The organism is Paraburkholderia sediminicola, assembly GCF_046027825.1.
Taxonomy (GTDB): domain Bacteria; phylum Pseudomonadota; class Gammaproteobacteria; order Burkholderiales; family Burkholderiaceae; genus Paraburkholderia; species Paraburkholderia sediminicola_D.
This window is the reverse complement of sequence record NZ_JAQQDU010000016.1, coordinates 57,175-74,107: the sequence shown is the minus strand read 5'-3', so window position 1 is coordinate 74,107 and position 16,933 is coordinate 57,175. Positions and strand designations below refer to the sequence as shown.

The window sequence follows — 16,933 nt, the reverse complement described above, 5'->3', positions numbered from 1 at the left end:
AGATGACGGCTTTTCACGCCACCCGTCCCCGATGCTCCCTTCTTCAATCGCCGCCGTATTCGTCGTGTTGTGGTCGACCGGTTTCGTGGTCGCCCGGGCGATCACCCCCTATGCCGATCCCAATCTGTTCCTGCTTGCGCGCTTTGGCGGCACTGCGCTGATATTCGCGCTTGCCGCGCTCGCCACACGCGCCGTGTGGCCAACCGGCCGCGATCTCGGCAAGCATCTGCTCGCGGGTGCGCTGCTCCAAGGTGTCTATCTCGGCGCGGGCTACTGGGCCGTCGCACAGGGTTTGAGCGCCGGTGTCATGGCCTTGCTCGGTGCACTGCAGCCGCTCGCCACGGCTGCTGTCGCGGCGCCACTGTTTGGCGAGCGGCTGTCGCGGCGCGGCTGGACCGGAATGGCGCTCGGCCTCGCCGGCGTCGTGCTGGTTCTCGAACCGAAACTCGCCGCGGTCGCGCCATCCACCCCGCATGGCAACGCGCCGCCCTGGCTAGTCGTGTTCATTTCAATCGTCGCGATCGGCGCGATCACTGCGGGCACCCTGTTTCAGAAGACATCGCTGGCGAAGGCCGATATCCGCAGTGCCAGTGCGGTGCAGAATTTCGGCGCGGCGGTGGTTGCGGCGGTTCTTGCGCTGACGCTCGGCGAGCATCGCTGGATTGCATCGGCCACGTTGTGGGGGTCGCTTGCGTGGGGCATCGTGATGCTGTCCGGGATCAGTGTCACCTTACTGGTGTGGATGGTCAGACGCGGCGATGCGGCGCGCGCCACCGCGCTGATGTTTCTCGCGCCGCCGCTCGCCGCGCTCGAAGGATATGTCGGCTTCGGCGAAACGCTGCTGCCGGTGCAGATCGCGGGATTCGCGGTGGCGCTGATAGGCGTGCTGCTGGCGCGGTCCTGATGGGTTGAGCGGCGCGCGCCAGCCTGCGTCGGTCAATACGCGTTCGTCACGCGCTCCGGGCCGGATGGTCGCGCGAACGTTGTCAGCTCGATATTGGCTCGGCACCCTCGCCCGTCAACCCGCGGGTCAATCCGCCGTATCGGCGCCCGCCGGCACTTTCGCGCGCGCCTTGCTGCCCGGGGCCGGTGCCCAGGCCGGGCGGCTCTTGCGCTCCGAATCCACCACGACGATGTAGCGTCCAGCCCATGGGGTCATCTGGCGATCGCTTTTCAGCACCCACAGCGATTTGCCGGACTCGACGAGCGCTGCATATGCGGCGTCGAGAATGCCGTAATGGTCGAGGAAAGCATTGAGCGACGCGGGAATCCGCACGCAGCCCTTCGAATGGCGAATACCGAGCAGCGGCTCGAGCCGGTCCGGGTCGGTGGCGTGCATCTGGAAACGCATCTGCGACATGCCGCCCTTGCCCCATCCCCGCTCGCCCTGCGCCCAGCCGAGGTCGAAGATCCGCATGTCGCGCCTGCCGTAGCCGCGGATGTGGTTCTCGTTCAGTGTGCCTTCGGAGCGAAAGTCCATGTTGGACGGGGTATGTTCGAACACGCCAAGCGGCGTGATGAAGTGGTCGTACTCGCCGGGCCGCCCCGTCGAGACCGGCGACGCACCGATCATCTGCCAGCTACCGGACGGGGTCGCCCGGAAATAGATGAACAGCGCCTGCACGTTGGCATTGCGGTCCACCATCACGACATACTCGCCCGACAGGTTGCCGAGCATGTTCTCGCCGAGCGCCGTTTGCAGGCGGTCAGCATAGACGCGCTGCTCCGCAGCCGGCACTTTCAGCCGACGCGTCACGTTTTGCGCGAACACGCCCCGCAACAGGAACGCGCGGCGGGGGTCGACGACACCGGCCGCATCGGGCTCGGCAACGGCCAACGCATTGACAGCGGGCGCCGGGCGGGTTGCCGCTACAGATGCCGATGCCCGCGCGGTCGTGGTGCCCGCAGCCGACGCCGTGCCCGATGCGGCAATCGCGACGCCACATGACACCGCGCAAAAGACGGCGCCCAACGCGCGCATCAGATTGCGGACTGAACGAACTGCGCGTGCGGAACAGGGCGTAGAGAGTAAATCCGACATACACACCACTTCGCTTCGACGATCTACCGATGCGGAAGTGCTGCGGTCCGGTTCAGGCTGGCCAGGCCGATTAGGGTAGTTCATCGCGTATTTGAGCAAACCTGATTATTATTGACTGCTCGCCGGCTCATGCGGCGCTCGGAACGAGGATGTTACTAAGCACATTAGCATCTGTCGATGAAGAATCGGCTAATTCACCCGTATCGCCATAGACCGGTAATATTCAACGCGAGGCGCAGCGGTTTAAAAGCAGCGCGAAGTGAATTTAAAGCCAATAACCGCGATAAAACTGCGGGATCGATTCACCATTTCATGCCCGCAGAACCGGCCTGTTCGTGGGTCGGCCGCTCGTACAATTCGCGCGAGCGTCAACGGTCGACCCTCGTCGCCATCGCACACAGAGGAAAGAGAAACATGCCGCAACAAGACCCCGTCGCACGCCAGGCAAGCATCGCAGCGGAAATGCACGTTGCCGCCGAATTCGACGCCGCACAGGAAATCGAGCGCCGGGTCGCTTTTCTGGCGAACTATCTGCGCAGCAGCGGCCTGAAAACCTATGTGCTCGGCATCAGCGGCGGCGTCGATTCGACGACCGCCGGGCGGCTTGCACAACTCGCGGTCGAACGGCTGCGCGCGCAGCACTACGACGCGCATTTCGTCGCGATCCGTTTGCCCTACGGCGTACAAAAAGATGAAGCCGACGCGCAGCAGGCCTTGAGTTTCATTCGCGCGGACGAAAATCTCACCATTGATATCAAACCCGCCGCCGATGCGATGCTCGCCGCGCTGGATAACAGTGGCATGCGATTTAACGACGACTCACAGCAGGATTTCATTCACGGCAACATCAAGGCGCGGCAGCGAATGATCGCGCAATACGCGGTAGCCGGCGCCCGCGCCGGTGTGGTGATCGGCACGGACCACGCGGCCGAATCGGTGATGGGATTTTTCACGAAGTTCGGCGACGGCGGCGCCGATGTGCTGCCGCTCACGGGCCTGAACAAGCGTCGTGTGCGGGCGCTGTCCAAAGTCCTGGGCGCGCCCGAAGCGCTGGCCCACAAGGTACCGACCGCCGACCTGGAAATGTTGCGTCCACAACGGCCGGACGAAGACGCGTATGGCATCCCTTACGACGAGATCGACGACTTTCTGGAAGGCAAACCTGTGAGGGACGCCGCGCGTGAGACGGTCTTGCGTTTCTACGATGTCACGCGGCACAAGCGGGCGTTGCCCTACACGCCGTTCGATTGGCCGGTGAAGGCAAACGGGGAATGAGAAAGGAAATGTCACAACCAGAACGCGCGGAGAGGATGCGCGCGAGGAATGCGCCAGACGCCGCGCGTTCTTCCCAATAGCCGCATTCGACGCCTCCGGCAAGCGGCGGCGGCAGTTCAGTGAGCAGGCGGCGACTCGTCGTCGCTAAACAGATCGGCGCTCGCCTCGAGCGTCAAGCCGCCCAACTGCTTGCCGTGAATCTGCCGCGCAATCACTTCGCCCACATACGGCACGTCCGCGTCTAACGCGACCGTGGCGTAGGCGCTGGGTTTCCCTGCGTCAACCACCTCGACGCTTTTCGCGTAATGCCCAAGCTCACGCTTGAGAAATTCCCGCACTTCCTGCTCGCTGCACGATTCCGCGATATTGCGCACGATCAGGTTCATGCCGCCTACCCTCGGCGCGTACTGCGATCCGCGGCATGCACGCGCACCGGGCGCAGCGCGGCACGCTGTTTCGCCTGAGCAGCCGCAAGTTGGCGGATCAATGCAGCACCGGCCGCACCTACAGCAGCCAAGGTCAGATAGAAGGCAACCATTTAAATCTCCCCTTCGAAATTCGTCCTGTTTTCAGGATAGCCACAATCGACAACAAAAGCGATGCGACACGATGTCGTAAAAACGGACTTTAAAACTTCCGTTAATGCACTGTACCTGAATAAGCAGCGGTAAAAATAGCAAAACACATGTTCATTCAGTGGTGCAGGCCCGGCACATGCCCCAGACGCGGATGCTGGACGCAAAAACCGGACCGCACCAGACAGCGACATGTATCGCCACAGGCATCCTGCAGGGGGCGTGCGCAAAGGGCGGGCTGATCGTCGGGATCAGTCCGCCGCTTGCACGTTGGCCGCGCTCACCCACCACGCATTCTTGCCTTGCGGCACGTGAACCAGCACCGCAGACGGATCGTCCACGCCGTCGTCGGCTATTTCACACACCGCCAACCCGTCCGGCAGGCGTTTCACCTCGCCGGCCGCCTGGAACAGCGCGATGCGCTGCGCGTTCGACGGCTGCAGTTGCCGATACACGTCGAAGCTGATTGCCGCGGGCACGTCGCCGCGAATCTGCAACGAGCCGGCGCTGCCACAGCGCGCGGGTTCGGCGGCAAGCGCCGCAGCGCTGCCGAACAGGCAGCCGAAAGTGAGCGTCAATGTGGCAAGGCGTGAAAGGGTCATGGTGATTCTCCGGGAATAAGTTGGAGCAGCGCGCTGCGAGCGGCGAGCCTGAATACGCGCGAACGGCGCACGAGGGCAACGCAGGCGATGACGGCCAGCCTCATGGCGCGCTGTCACGACCGTCGCCTCGCCCATTGCTGTCACCGGTCGCGACATCGAGACGGCTCACGTCGCAAGACGTCTGGCTGAAACCCGAATAGACCACCGACCAGTTACCGACAATCGCGGCTTGCGCCTCCGCGAGGCTCAGCTTCCCTTCGCAAACGCAGCGTTTGAGCATGACAGCGGCGCGCGCCTTGCGACGCTCGCCCTGCTGGCCTGCCCACGGCAGAAGATCGAGATTGGAGGGCGCATTCGGCGAACCGCCGAGCACAACGGGTACGCGCCGGTCCAGCGCGAAAGCGGGACCGTTGCCGGCATCGATGCCGCGCGCGGCAAGCATGCGCGCCTTGTGTGCCATCAGTTCGTCGAACGGCGGGGCAACCGTGTCCGCATAACCGGGCCGGCAGATCGTGTCGCTGACCGACTCCTGCGTGACGCGCTCGTCGAGCATCGCCGAATCCTGAGCGCGGGCTTCGCCGACGCGCAATGCAAGTACCGCGGCAAAGCCGAGCAGGAACGCGACGCGCATCTTGCGCGCAGGACGCGCGGCGCCGCACCGGCGCGCGAGCGTTGGCGGAATCGTTTGATAGGTACGGCTGGTTGCGTCACTGTAATGGATGATGCGACGCCTGTCTGCAATGCCTGCGTTCATTCGTCGGCGCGCCGGCAGCGGCGCGCAATAGTTCAATTCTCAGACTAATTAAAACACATTCAATATTTCCGCGCGAGGAAGCCGCACTGGCGCAAATTGGCAAAGATGCGTCCAGATGCGCTCGCAGGTGTCAGCCGGTGCGGTCTTGCCGTGCACGCATACACGTTACAAGACCGCGCCGAACCCCTGGATAAGGACAACGCCACTATTTGCACGCCACTCACGCACGGCGCCAAAAGCACACTACGTCAACCGGGTTTCGCCACCCGAACCCGAGCCTGCAAGGCGCGGATACGTCCGAGCGCCTGAGTATTGGACACCGTCGCGTCGTACATCTTGGCGAGATCCGCCTTGAGCGCCGTACGTGAGCCCCCGTCGAGATAGACCATGTGCCCCGACGGATAGAAACGCGCCGACAGATTCTGCCGGACCTGCTGGCTGACAAGCGGCATCTGCTGCAGATCGAGCACGGTCTGATAGAACGGCGTGACATAGTCGAAGAAACCGTTCGCCGACAGCACCTTCAGGTCAGGATTGAGCGCCATCACGGCGGCAAGATCGCCGGCGGTGTACAGAATGACGTTGCCCTTCGCGTCGAGCCCCTTCTGCGCGCCGGTCGGATCGATGTGGCTGAAGTCCCAATACTGGAATGCCTGATCGTTAAGATCCGTGAACGCCGAATTCGATGTGTATTTCAACTGCTCGTTCAGATACACGTTCCACATCGTCGTGTAGACGCCGGTCACCGCCGTCATGGTCGGATCGTTGCCGCCGGAATTCGGGTCGATCTTGCCGGCGATACCAGTGTTGATCGCCGTCACGCGGCCGTCGTACTCGCCGAGCGCGAGGCCCTGCGATTTCAGTAACGTGGTCAGGAACAGCGAATTGCCGCGGCTGTCGTACGACGCGATATCGAGGCTCCAGGCGAGCAAGGTGGTTTTGTCGATACCGGTGTATTCGCTCAGCTTTTCGACCGTGGCGGAATCGGTAGTCGGAAACTTGCGCAGCACCGCCAGATAGTCGGTGCGCGCGAATTGCGCCACTTCTTCGGCAAACGTACCGAGGTCGGTCGGCCGCGGCGCGATGCCGAGTTTCTTGTGATACCACGCGTCCGCGGCGGCGGTGGGCAGCGCGCCGACCGGGTTGCCGGATTGCGTGTAATCGAGAATGGACGATTGCAGCGTGATGCCGTTCAGATCGACGCCGTCTTCATGCAACTGGTACGCCAGCACGCAACTGCGCGCCGTGCCGTAAGACTCGCCATACAGGTACTTCGGCGAATTCCAGCGATTATTCTTGGTGAGAAAGCGTTTGATGAACTGCTTGAGCGAGCCTGCGTCCTGGTCGACACCCCAGAAGGCGCGGTTCGTCTTCGGCGCAATGGCCGCGGAGTAGCCGGTGCCGACCGGATTGATGAAGACGAGGTCGCTCTTGTCGAGCAGACTGTCCGGGTTGTCTTCCATCGAATACGGCGCGGGCGGCGTAAAGCCCGGCATCGACGTCTTGATGCGGCGCGGCGCGAACGAGCCCAGCAGCACGAACACCGAGGACGAACCCGGGCCGCCGTTGTAGAAGAACGTCACCGGGCGGGTGTCCTCCTTCTGATTGTCCTGCGTGAACGCAACGTAGAACATCTTGGCTTCAGGCTGCGAACTGCTCGGATCGACAATCACGAGGTGGCCCGCCGTCGCCGTGTAGTTGATTTTCTGGCCGCCGATCACCATCGAATGATGCGTCACCGCGGCGGTTTCCGTGGTATCGGTCACTGAATCGTCCGGCCCGTTGCCATAAGCAACCGGATCGAAGAACGGTTGATCTCCGGTTTTGTGCGACGCACCGGCGGCAGCCGTTGCGGGTGAAGCATGCGTGTTGTGTGAAGACTGCGGACTAACGGAAGCTGACTCGGTGTTCGTCATGATCGCTCCTTGGGTTCGTTAACGTCTTGATATGTCTTGGTGTCTCTTGATATGTCTGTGTGTCCTGCGTTGCCTGCGTCTCTTGAAGCCATGCACCATACCGCTTGCGGCCTGAAAGCGGCGCACCGTGCGACAAGCGCAGACGGCTGGCGAGCGCCTGAGCTACCGGTCAGCCAGGCGCCTTCCGAACCGGTCCGCGACTCATCAGACTATAGTGCCGCCACCACCTTCTGACCATCGGGACTGCCGAGTCCCGTACATGCGTCCCAGCCCGGCGACGCGGCAAAGCTGCCGTTGTTGCCCTGGGTGATGTCGTTACACGCGCCAGGCGCCTTGTACAACTTCGGGTTGATGAGACCGGCCGGTTGCCCCTTCACCGCATTGATCCGCGCAATCAACGCCGACCACAGCGGTGCAACCGCACTGGTTCCACCCACAACCGTCTGCGTGCCGTCGATCAATACGCTATAGCCGGTGACAGGCGACGCATCGCCGGCCACGTCCGGCACGCCACGCCCGCTGAGCGCCTTCTTCGCGCCGCTCGATGAAGTGGCCGACAGGCCTTGCTGCCACACCGGGACCGGAAAGGCCCGGCTCACGCCACCGCCGGTCGCGCCGCCCTGCGCGCCGTCGTTCCACACCACCTCCTGCGCAATCGAGGTGCCCGACGCGGTCAGGCTCGTACCGCCGCATGCCAGTACATAAGGGCTCGACGCCGGAAAGTCGACCTGATCGCTGCCGGACCCGTCGCTCGAACCGCTATCGCCCGACGCCGCGCAAACCGTCACACCCAGGGCCGCCGCCGTTTGCAGCACGCCGTTGAAAGCTTGCAGCGACTGGGCGGTCCAGCTCGACTCCGGGCCACCCCAACTGATCGAGATGACCGTGGGCTTGTTGGTCGTGTCATGCACCGCGCTGCTCACCGCGTCAATGAAACCGGCGTCGCTGTTCTGCGTGAAATAGACCGCGATCGTGGCGCCTGGCACAATCGCACCGACGATTTCGATGTCGAGCGTCACTTCGCCGTCGGGCCCGTTCGGGTCGCCGCTCGGCTGATTGCTGCCCTCATCGACGCCGACCACTTTCACGTTCGGTGAAGCGACGCCAAGACTCGCAAAGTAACTCTTGAGGTCGGTCGTTTTGTACCCGCCGCCGAGTTCGATGATGCCGACGCATTCGCCACTGCCGTCGCCTTGCGGAAACTGATACAGCGACGCGAGCTGCAGCGGCGTAAAGGACGCCTGATGCGCCTTAGCCGGCTGGAACGGCGGCCGGATGCGAAAGTGCGGCCGCGCCTGAGGCCGGTTATCGAGCCCGAGCACGGCTTGCACGATGCCGTGCAGATCGTCCGGCACGCTGATCGTGCCGGTGCGGCCGCGGAACTGGCCCGCCGCGTGATGCTGGTAATGTTCCAGTTTGACGCCAAACGCGGTCTGGAACTGCGCGATCGTGCCACTCAGCAACACCTGGCGCGCCGCCGGATCTTCCCGCACCACCGTCAAGCCGTGTGCGGCGGCAAAAGCTTTGACCTTGGCGATGTCGTCCGGCGCGGCGCCATACTCCTTGGCAAACGCCTCACGCGATAGGGGTTTGACGCTTGGGTCGCCCGCTTCAATCCTGCTCATCAGTGCGTCGAACTGCGCCTGCCGCTGACGGCGCAGTATCACGAAAACCTCGATCCGTTCTGCCGGATCGCATTGTCCAACGACTGTCGAACCCTGTTCTGCCGTTCGCTCGCTTCCCGGCAGCGGTTGTCTGTTGACCATGGTGTCGATTCTCCTGTTAGCGTGACGGCGCGGGCCACAAGGTGGCCCCCAGGCACGCCACGCGTCTGCACGAACTCACCGCCTCGCGACCAGCGGCGAGTTGCTGTTTCAAGGACTTAGCCATTCCGTCCGACCCACGCATTCGAACACAGTTCCGGCGTGCGCGGCAGTTGTCCGAATGGCTAACGCCGGGTTGGATCAATGCGCTTCGCGCAGCAGCCGCGCTATCATGCTGAAGCGGCAATCCAGCCGTTGCAGCGCCTCGCGCGCCGCCCGCGCGCACGATCAAAGAATCAGAGGAACCCCCATGTCCATTTCGATGTATCAAGCCTCATTGCCCGTGCTGGTGCGCGGCATGACCAACCTGCAGGTCATCCTCGGCAAGGCCGAGGCGCACGCTGCCGAGAAACAGATCGACCCATCCGTGCTCCTGAGCGCCCGGCTCGCACCGGACATGCTGCCGCTGGTGCGCCAGGTCTATATCGTGAGCGATACGGCGAAGGGCTGCGCCGCGCGTCTGGCCGGCGTCGAAGCGCCGAAGTACGACGATGTCGAACAGACTTTCGACGAACTCGATGCCCGCCTTCAAAAGACGATTGATTATCTGAAGGAATTCAATGCGCAGCAGATCGACGGATCGGAAGAACGTCCGATCCAGCTGAAAATGCGCAGCGGCCCGATTGACTTCACGGGGCTGTCATATCTGCTCGGTTTCGTGCTGCCGAACTTCTATTTTCACGTCACAACGGCGTATGACATCCTGCGTCACAACGGCGTCGACCTAGGCAAGCTCGACTATCTCGGTGGCATCAAGTAAGAAGGCGTGCGTGCTGTTACGTGGCGTCATACGATCGCGGCCTGAGCAGCACGCAGGCCGCACATGCATCGTGAGCGAATCAGGCATGAACCGCACATGAACAATGCGCGAGTGGCATCAAACGCGGGGCTGGAACGCGATGATCGCCATGCCGGCCAGTGTGAATGCCACGCCGGCCGCATCCCACAGCGTGGGGCGCACTTTGTCGACGCACCATAGCCACGCGATCGCCACCGCCACGTACACACCGCCGTAAGCCGCATACACGCGGCCTGCGGCGGTGCCGTGCAGCGTCAGAAGCCAGGCAAACAATGCGAGGCTGAGCGCCCCGGGCACCAGCAGCCAGATGGAGCCGCCCTCCTTCAGCCAACGCCAGGGCAAATAGCACCCGACGATTTCGGCAATGGCGGTCACGGCATAAAGCAGAAAAGTTTTCATCGACAGATAGAAGCGAGTAGTTGTGTTGCCGCAGGCCCGTGCGCGGCAGTCTATCTGTTTTATTAACACAATCACTCTGCGCCCGGGCATCGCACACGCGACAGTCGTCGCATCCGATGGCTGTTCGCTACCCGTCGTCGAGAATCGCGCGCGCCGTGAGCATAAGCTGAGCAAATGAACGGCGTGCCGGTTGGCAATAGCGGGTCAGTCCAGCGAGAGCCGCAGCGCAAAGCCGATCAATGCCGCTGAGAAAGTCCAACGCTGCAGTGTCTGCGCAAGAGGATGGGCCCGCATCCAGCCGGCGATGCGCGCCGCGCCGATCGCATACATGGCGTCGAAACACGCGCCGATGGCGAGCAGCACCAGACCCAGTTCGACCATCTGCAATGCAACCGGTCCCGCTTCGGGACGCACAAACTGCGGCAAGAGCACCGAGCAGAACAGCAGCGCTTTCGGGTTCAACAGATTGGTCAGCAAACCCTTGACGAAAGCGGTCCGCAACGGCCGGGACTCAACACCCACCACGCCGCCTTCAGGCAACGCGAACACGGGTGAGCGGAAAATCTGGATACCGACCCACGCGAGATAAACCGCGCCGCCGTAGCGCACCACGTCGTACAGCCACGGCGCGCTGCGCAACAGCGCCGCCACGCCGCATGCGGACAACGTGACGTGCGTTGCACGCGCCACCCCCAGCCCGCCGGCCGCCGCGAAGCCACTGCGCACGCCGCGTCCGATACTAGTCTGCAGGACCAGCGCCATGTCGGGCCCTGGCACGGCATAGACCACAAACAGTGCAGCGATATAGACGGCCAGAAGGTGTGCGGAAATCATAGAAGCCTCTTGTTTTTAAGGGCTCTATCTTGCTATCGTCGGCGGAGGGTTTGCTGGCGAATTACAGGCACAGGCGCATTAGCTTTGGAGGAATGCGCTAATATTTCACCCCCGAGCCATATTTTCCGCTAACGCGCAGTCAGCACCCTAAAGCCATGACAACCGACCTCGATAAAACAGACCGCGCGATCCTCGCCGCGCTGCAGAACGACGGGCGCATGTCAAACGCACGGCTGGCCGAGATGGTCGGCCTGAGTGAGACGCCGTGTGCACGACGCCTCAAGCGTCTTGAGAACGACGGCTATATCGACCAGTACCGCGCGATGCTGTCGCGTTCCGCTCTCGGCCTCGGCGTGGTCGCGTTCGTCTACGTACGTTTTGCCGTGCACGACCGCGCGGTGGCCACCCGTTTCGAGCGCGAGGTGCAGGCCATCCCGCGAATTCTGGCGTGCCACAACGTGTCGGGCAGCGCCGACTACATCCTGCAGGTGGTCGCGCGCGATCTCGACGACTACGGCACGTTCATGCGCGACGAGATGCGCAGCCTGCCGGGCGTGACGTCGGTGGAATCGGCGTTGTCGCTGCGGGAAGTCAAGGCCAACGGCGGGCTGCCGCTGTTCTGAATGCGGACGTGGCATAGTCACGCCTTTGAAACGGCGCGAGCCGACCAGACGAGCACGGAGTTTTCATGGATCACGAAAAGGCAAGAGCCGAAGAAACAGCCGCGATGGAGCGCGTACTGACCGCGACCAAGCGGGTACAGGCGGCCTTCGCGTCGCTGCAATCGCAATTCCCGCCGGCCGGCAGCGGCCAGCCTTCGCAGTTCGCGCTGCAGACTTTCGACGCTGCGTTGCAGGAACTCGAAGACGCCCAGGCCGCATTCGACGAATTACTCGGCGATCTGCTTGACGGCAATCGTTGAGTGGCATAGCCGGTCTCTTCACTGCATAGCCGCTGCGTAGTACGCGAGCGGCGGCCGTCTTCAGTTTCCATTGAGGCGGTCGCCGCGTTATTTGGAGGGGCCAGCCGGACTTGACCGTTAGTTGCGTATTGATCGGTGAACAGCGGCCAAACGACCAACTCCGCTCTGCACGCTCCACACTACTTCACCAGATCAGTTACGTGGCTATCCCTCTAGCGAATGCCGGTGACGGCCACGCATCTGTCACGCCCCTTCCGTCTCGATCGCCGGTTCGCACAGAATCGGAAAGTTGACCGAGTTCGCGACATAGCACTTCTCATGCGCCACGTGATGCAAACGCTCGGCCAGATCGAGATCGCCGCCAGCCCGAATGACAACATGCGGACGTAGAACGATCTGCGAAAAGCGGCCCTGCTCCGGGGTATCGAGCATCGTGCCTTCGGCGTTGTCGCGATAGCTCAGAACAACGATGCCCACGTCCGAACAAAGATGCAGATACCAGAGCTTGTGGCAGGCGCTCGCCGAGGCGACCAGCAGATCTTCCGGATTCCACCGGTTCGCATCGCCGAGAAACGCCGGGTCCGATGACCCGGGGATATCCGGCTTGCTTCCCGCAGTGATGATGTGATCCCGACCGTATTCACGGTACCCCGAGGTGCCGCTGCCGCGGTTTCCTGTCCATTGCACCGATACCGCGTATTTGTGCTCGCCGTACGCCATGCCAATCTCCTTTGCTGTTGACCCGGAATAGAATTCGCAACGCATGCATTCTATATGCACGCAGTGGATTTGGTATACCATTATTCCAAACGACAACCGATAGAAGCACATGGACCATAAACTGGATTCGACGGCCGACGCCATCGCCGTCTCACTACGCGAGCTGATCGCAGCGGGCGAACTGGAAGACGGCGCGCGGCTGGTCGAGCGCGAACTCGCCGATCGATTCGGCGTGAGCCGGGTGCCGATGAGAGAGGCCATCCAGAAGCTGGAGGGTGAAGGACTGGTCGAGCTCATGCGTAATCGCGGCGCCGTCGTGCGCACCCTCACGGAGTCCGACCTGGACGAGATTTACAGCCTGCGCATGTTGCTCGAAGGGGACGCCATCTTCCACGCGGTCAAACGCATGGACAGTGAGACGTTATCGCGCGCCGAACTCGTTCATCGGCTGCTGGGAGACGCCGATACCGCGCAAAAACAGGGCGAGCTGAATCGCGAGTTTCATGAGCTGCTACACCGCCCATGTGCGAACGGCCGGCAATTGAAGGCGATCCGCGAGCTGCGCGCTCAGGTCGAGCGCTACGAACGATTGCAAAGCACGTTGCTCGCCGACACACCGGCCTTCCAGGACGAGCACCTCAAGATTCTCGAAGCTTGCAAGGCCGGAAACGCACGCCTCGCGCGATCGATGACGGTGGAACATCTCGCGTCGGCGAAGCGCATCGTTCTGCAACTCGTTCGGGGCGACTGACTACTGCTGTCCGAACGCTTTTCCCGCGACGTTCGGTGCGCGCGGGTCCGGGTTCATATTCACGCTGGTGCCGTTCGCGCGCATGTTATTGAGCACCGGGCCCGATCCAATGCTGCCGGTTCCACCGCTCGCAGTGGCGCGGCCCACCGCACCCACGCCCGGCGATGGGCTTGAACCTGCTGCTCCCGTGCCCACACTCATTCCCTGCCCCGCGCCCGCTCCATTTATTTGCCCCACCAGCCTGCAATCCGCCCATACTATTGGCGCCCAGGTTTGCCGACTGCGCATAAGCCACGCTCGTCAGGCCTGTCACCAGCACCGCAGTCAACAGAGCCTTTGTCAGGATGTCCATAGCCCACTCCGTCATGCCGTCAAATTGCATCTCCCGATGCTCCCAGCACATCGTCTCGACATCGAGCAAACAACGCTCGGGAAGGAAGCCGGTCACAGAGTAAGACTGGCCGCCGGCCACGTTTGTTCAGCGTTGGAAATCTGAGCGGGCCGCTCTCCTTCAGCAAGTTGTACAAATGCTTACAAAGCAGCATACGTCTGACGTACACGGCCCGCGCTGCTGCGGCGTTATTGCAGGCATCTACCCGCGGAGCCCGCAATGAACACGAACCTCACTTCCAGCAATCCGCAACGCAGCCGTATTCATCCTCTGGTCGCCGGCGCGGCCGTGGCCGTCATCCTGGCGAGCGCCACCGGCATCGCGGCGATGACAGGGCTTCTGCCGACCTCGCACGCCATTACGGAGCCCGCGCAGCCGGCCACCCCAATCGCGGCGCAGATCGCGAGCGCGCCAGTCGCCGCGCCCCAATCGGCCCCGGTTCAGCAAACGGTCCAGCAAACCGCACCGGCACGGCCGCGCGTCCATCACACGCACAGTGCGCCCGCCGCGGACGCGCCGAGGTACACAAACAATCAGGTCTACCAGGCACCGTATGAATCCGCGCCGGCACGGCCGGTCGCCGATCCTTATGCGGGCGAAGTCGTCGCGATCAACACGGTGCAGGCGTCTGAGCCGACCACCGGGCTCGGCGCGCTAGGTGGCGCCGTCGCCGGTGGCCTCGTCGGCAATCAGATTGGCGGCGGACGCGGCAAAATTCTCACCACTATCGCGGGCGTTGTCGGCGGCGGGCTTGCCGGCAATGGGATCGAACACGCCGTGCGCAAGCAGACCACCTATCAGGTTCAGGTGCGCATGCAGGACGGCAGCTATCGGAACTTCAGCTACCCGACCCAGCCCGACGTCCAGATTGGCGAGCGGGTCCACGTATCAGGCGATTCGCTGACGGCTTCGTGAGGTTCTGCGCCGGCCCTTCACCGGATGCCGGTTTGCAAGCATGTGGGGCGCCGCCGTGCGCGTTATGATCAACCGTTACGCCAGAACGGCTGATCGAGCACGATGGAGCACGCCTACATCCACCTTTTGCACCTCCTTGCCGGCCATTCGGCATGGACGCTCACGGTCGTCTTCCTTGCTGCGTTCCTGGAATCCATCGCCGTCATCGGCACGTTCATTCCAGGCAGCACGGCCATGTTTCTCGCCGGTGCGCTGGTCGGCACGGGCTCACTGAGCCTCGGCTGGGCGCTCCTGTGGGCGGTGGCAGGCGCCATCGCCGGGGACGGCATAAGCTTCTGGAGCGGCAAGCGCTACAAGGACAAAATCGTCCAGCTCTGGCCATTCAGCACCCATCCGCAGGTACTCGACGCCGGCCACCGCTTCTTTCAGAAACAAGGCGCGAAGAGCGTCGTGTTCGCCCGTTTCATCGGACCACTGCGGGCCATCGTGCCGGTGGTGGCGGGCATGCTGGGCATGACGCCGTTGCGCTTCTACGGGATGAACGTCCTGTCGGCGCTGCTATGGGCGCCCGCGCATATCCTGCCAGGTGTGGTATTCGGCGCCTCGGTGCTGCTGGCGGGCGCGGTGTCGTTTCGCCTCGTTGTCATCATCGCGTTGCTGGCGGGCATCGTCTGGCTCAGCTTTCGCGCGATGCGTTTCCTGCTCTCGCACGCCAGTGCGTGGTCGAGCGCAGCGGGCCGCTACCTGGGGAACTGGGCTTGCCGCCACCCAGGGCCGTTCGGCCGCCTCGCGCGGCGGCTGCTGGACCCCGAACAGCCGGATGCCACCAGCATCGTGGTGACGTCGCTGATTGTGCTGGTGTCGGGCGCGCTCTTCTTCGGGGTTCTCGGCGACGTGATCAGCGGCGATCCGCTGGTCAGCGTTGACCTGTCCGTCTATCACTTCCTGCAATCGGTGCGCACCCCCTGGAGCGACACGGTCCTCGCAGGACTGGCGACGCTCGGCAGCGTCTTCACGCTGACCGCGCTGGTCATGACGGTGGTCGTGTGGATGCTGCTGGAACGGCGTTGGCGCACCATCGGCTACTGGCTCGCCGCGGTCGTGTTTTCCCAGTTGCTGATCTTCGCCCTGCAGTTCGCGATGCACCGCGCGCCGCCCAATGAACTCATGGCCGATGCCTACGTGTTTCCGAGCGATCACGTCGCCGCGACGGTGATCGTCTACGGCTTCCTCGCGTTTCTGCTCGCGCGACGGGTCGGCACCCTGGGGGGTTTGCTCGTGGCGACCGCGAGTACGGTCGTCGTGATCGTGGTCGCGCTGGCGGGACTTTACTTCGGCCGGTACTGGGTCTCGGACGCGATCGGTGGCGCCGCGCTCGCGTACATCTGGGTGGCGATCGTCGCGCTGACGGCGATGTTGCGGCATCCGGAAGTGCCGCCCGCACGCGGCTTCATGCCGGTCGTGATTCTGCTGGTAATGCTCGTAAGCGTGGGCGTGCAACTGAGCGTCAATCCACCGGCGCCGCCACCGGACAACGCAATGCGCCCGCCGCCCGTGCTGGTCACGCAGGCGCAGTGGACGGTGTCGCTGTGGAAGAAACTGCCATGCTACCGCTCGGATATGGGCGGCGATCACAAGGAACCGCTCACGTTGCAATGGGTGTCGAGCCGCGAGTCGATCAGGGGGCAACTGCGCGCCCAGGGGTGGATCGAGGGCACGGACCTGTCCGCGCACAGCCTGCTCTCGCTTGCGTCGCCGAACGTCGCGGCGGTGTCGCTGCCGGTGTTGCCGAAGCTGAACAACGGCGTGCCTTCGTCGCTCGTCTTCATGCGCCCCGGCGAAACCCGCGACGAACGCGACGTCCTGCGCTTCTGGCCGAGCGGCTATGCCGTGGAGAACGGCGCGTCGGCCGCCCCGCTGTGGGTCGGGGCTTTCGCGCACGAACGGCTCTCCCGGGCATCGTGGCCGATCAACATTCTGCGGATCGATAAGGAAGCGTCGTCGTTCGATGCTCACACAAAAACGAGTACCGCCCTTGACGCGGCGCTCGTGGCCAGTGTGAGTTGTCATGGCGTGCCGGTGTCGCTACTGGCCTCTCCGGCGCAATGATCGGCAAGTTGTCGTGCTGTCTGCCTGGGTGCGCCTGTTGGCCGTATTAATCAGGAAATCGCTCTGCGCTCAACCACTTGGCGGGTTTGGCCAGGACTTGTCCACAA

Annotated in this window: 18 protein-coding genes; 8 read left to right on the top strand and 10 right to left on the bottom strand. The window is 63.1% G+C overall.

All coding sequences use genetic code 11. The features are described from left to right. Positions 1-31 precede the first annotated feature (31 nt). Complete coding sequence (locus tag PQQ96_RS11595) at positions 32-904, top strand: DMT family transporter (RefSeq protein WP_408291711.1); 873 nt, start codon at positions 32-34, stop codon at positions 902-904. A gap of 126 nt (positions 905-1,030) precedes the next feature. On the opposite strand, the gene PQQ96_RS11590 is transcribed toward PQQ96_RS11595, so the two are convergent. Further along, a complete protein-coding gene (locus PQQ96_RS11590; protein ID WP_408291710.1) occupies positions 1,031-2,041 on the bottom strand; it encodes a L,D-transpeptidase in 1,011 nt (336 codons plus the stop codon). A gap of 414 nt (positions 2,042-2,455) precedes the next feature. Between PQQ96_RS11590 and nadE the strand changes: the two genes are divergently transcribed. After that, positions 2,456-3,316 carry an NAD(+) synthase gene (nadE, locus tag PQQ96_RS11585; RefSeq protein WP_408291708.1) on the top strand — a complete coding sequence of 287 codons (861 nt, stop codon included), beginning with the start codon at positions 2,456-2,458 and terminating at the stop codon, positions 3,314-3,316. Positions 3,317-3,432: 116 nt separating this feature from the next. On the opposite strand, the gene PQQ96_RS11580 is transcribed toward nadE, so the two are convergent. The 6 genes from PQQ96_RS11580 to PQQ96_RS11555 form a co-directional block, all read right to left on the bottom strand. Continuing rightward, complete coding sequence (locus PQQ96_RS11580) at positions 3,433-3,702, bottom strand: RNA-binding protein (RefSeq protein ID WP_408291706.1); 270 nt, start codon at positions 3,700-3,702, stop codon at positions 3,433-3,435. 5 nt (positions 3,703-3,707) lie between these two features. After that, positions 3,708-3,854, bottom strand: a complete 147-nt coding sequence (locus PQQ96_RS11575; RefSeq protein ID WP_408291705.1) for a hypothetical protein — start codon at positions 3,852-3,854, stop codon at positions 3,708-3,710. Between the two features lie 288 nt (positions 3,855-4,142). Next, the gene (locus PQQ96_RS11570) at positions 4,143-4,493 is read right to left on the bottom strand and encodes a hypothetical protein (RefSeq protein ID WP_408291703.1); all 351 of its coding nucleotides are present in this window, start codon (positions 4,491-4,493) and stop codon (positions 4,143-4,145) included. A 100-nt stretch (positions 4,494-4,593) separates the two neighbouring features. Beyond that, complete coding sequence (locus PQQ96_RS11565) at positions 4,594-5,247, bottom strand: hypothetical protein (protein WP_408291701.1); 654 nt, start codon at positions 5,245-5,247, stop codon at positions 4,594-4,596. 248 nt (positions 5,248-5,495) lie between these two features. Next, positions 5,496-7,163 (bottom strand): S10 family peptidase, encoded by a 1,668-nt coding sequence (locus PQQ96_RS11560; protein WP_408291700.1) that lies wholly within the window; start codon positions 7,161-7,163, stop codon positions 5,496-5,498. Positions 7,164-7,372: 209 nt separating this feature from the next. Beyond that, positions 7,373-8,929: a S53 family peptidase gene (locus tag PQQ96_RS11555; protein WP_408291698.1), complete on the bottom strand. Its 1,557-nt coding sequence runs from the start codon at positions 8,927-8,929 to the stop codon at positions 7,373-7,375. Between the two features lie 307 nt (positions 8,930-9,236). Here PQQ96_RS11555 and PQQ96_RS11550 point away from each other — a divergent pair, with 307 nt between their 5' ends. Then, complete coding sequence (locus tag PQQ96_RS11550; protein ID WP_408291696.1) at positions 9,237-9,746, top strand: DUF1993 domain-containing protein; 510 nt, start codon at positions 9,237-9,239, stop codon at positions 9,744-9,746. Between the two features lie 117 nt (positions 9,747-9,863). On the opposite strand, the gene PQQ96_RS11545 is transcribed toward PQQ96_RS11550, so the two are convergent. Both PQQ96_RS11545 and PQQ96_RS11540 read right to left on the bottom strand, forming a co-directional pair. Beyond that, a complete protein-coding gene (locus PQQ96_RS11545) occupies positions 9,864-10,184 on the bottom strand; it encodes a YnfA family protein (RefSeq protein WP_116121219.1) in 321 nt (106 codons plus the stop codon). Between the two features lie 204 nt (positions 10,185-10,388). Continuing rightward, positions 10,389-11,018, bottom strand: coding sequence for a LysE family translocator (locus tag PQQ96_RS11540; RefSeq protein ID WP_408291695.1), 630 nt, complete (start codon positions 11,016-11,018; stop codon positions 10,389-10,391). Positions 11,019-11,173: 155 nt separating this feature from the next. Between PQQ96_RS11540 and PQQ96_RS11535 the strand changes: the two genes are divergently transcribed. Both PQQ96_RS11535 and PQQ96_RS11530 read left to right on the top strand, forming a co-directional pair. After that, positions 11,174-11,641, top strand: a complete 468-nt coding sequence (locus PQQ96_RS11535) for an Lrp/AsnC family transcriptional regulator (RefSeq protein WP_408291693.1) — start codon at positions 11,174-11,176, stop codon at positions 11,639-11,641. 65 nt (positions 11,642-11,706) lie between these two features. Next, entirely contained in the window at positions 11,707-11,940 is a 234-nt protein-coding gene (locus tag PQQ96_RS11530; protein WP_074287882.1) for a hypothetical protein, read from the top strand. A 243-nt stretch (positions 11,941-12,183) separates the two neighbouring features. Here PQQ96_RS11530 and PQQ96_RS11525 read toward each other — a convergent pair whose 3' ends face one another. Then, complete coding sequence (locus PQQ96_RS11525; protein ID WP_408291691.1) at positions 12,184-12,660, bottom strand: OsmC family protein; 477 nt, start codon at positions 12,658-12,660, stop codon at positions 12,184-12,186. Between the two features lie 109 nt (positions 12,661-12,769). On the opposite strand from PQQ96_RS11525, the gene PQQ96_RS11520 reads away from it, so the two are divergent. The 3 genes from PQQ96_RS11520 (at position 12,770) to PQQ96_RS11510 (ending at position 16,826) form a co-directional block, all read left to right on the top strand. Further along, positions 12,770-13,411, top strand: coding sequence for a GntR family transcriptional regulator (locus PQQ96_RS11520; protein WP_408291690.1), 642 nt, complete (start codon positions 12,770-12,772; stop codon positions 13,409-13,411). 610 nt (positions 13,412-14,021) lie between these two features. Continuing rightward, positions 14,022-14,717 carry a glycine zipper 2TM domain-containing protein gene (locus tag PQQ96_RS11515; protein WP_408291688.1) on the top strand — a complete coding sequence of 232 codons (696 nt, stop codon included), beginning with the start codon at positions 14,022-14,024 and terminating at the stop codon, positions 14,715-14,717. A gap of 102 nt (positions 14,718-14,819) precedes the next feature. After that, the gene (locus PQQ96_RS11510; RefSeq protein WP_408291687.1) at positions 14,820-16,826 is read left to right on the top strand and encodes a bifunctional DedA family/phosphatase PAP2 family protein; all 2,007 of its coding nucleotides are present in this window, start codon (positions 14,820-14,822) and stop codon (positions 16,824-16,826) included. Positions 16,827-16,933 lie beyond the last annotated feature (107 nt).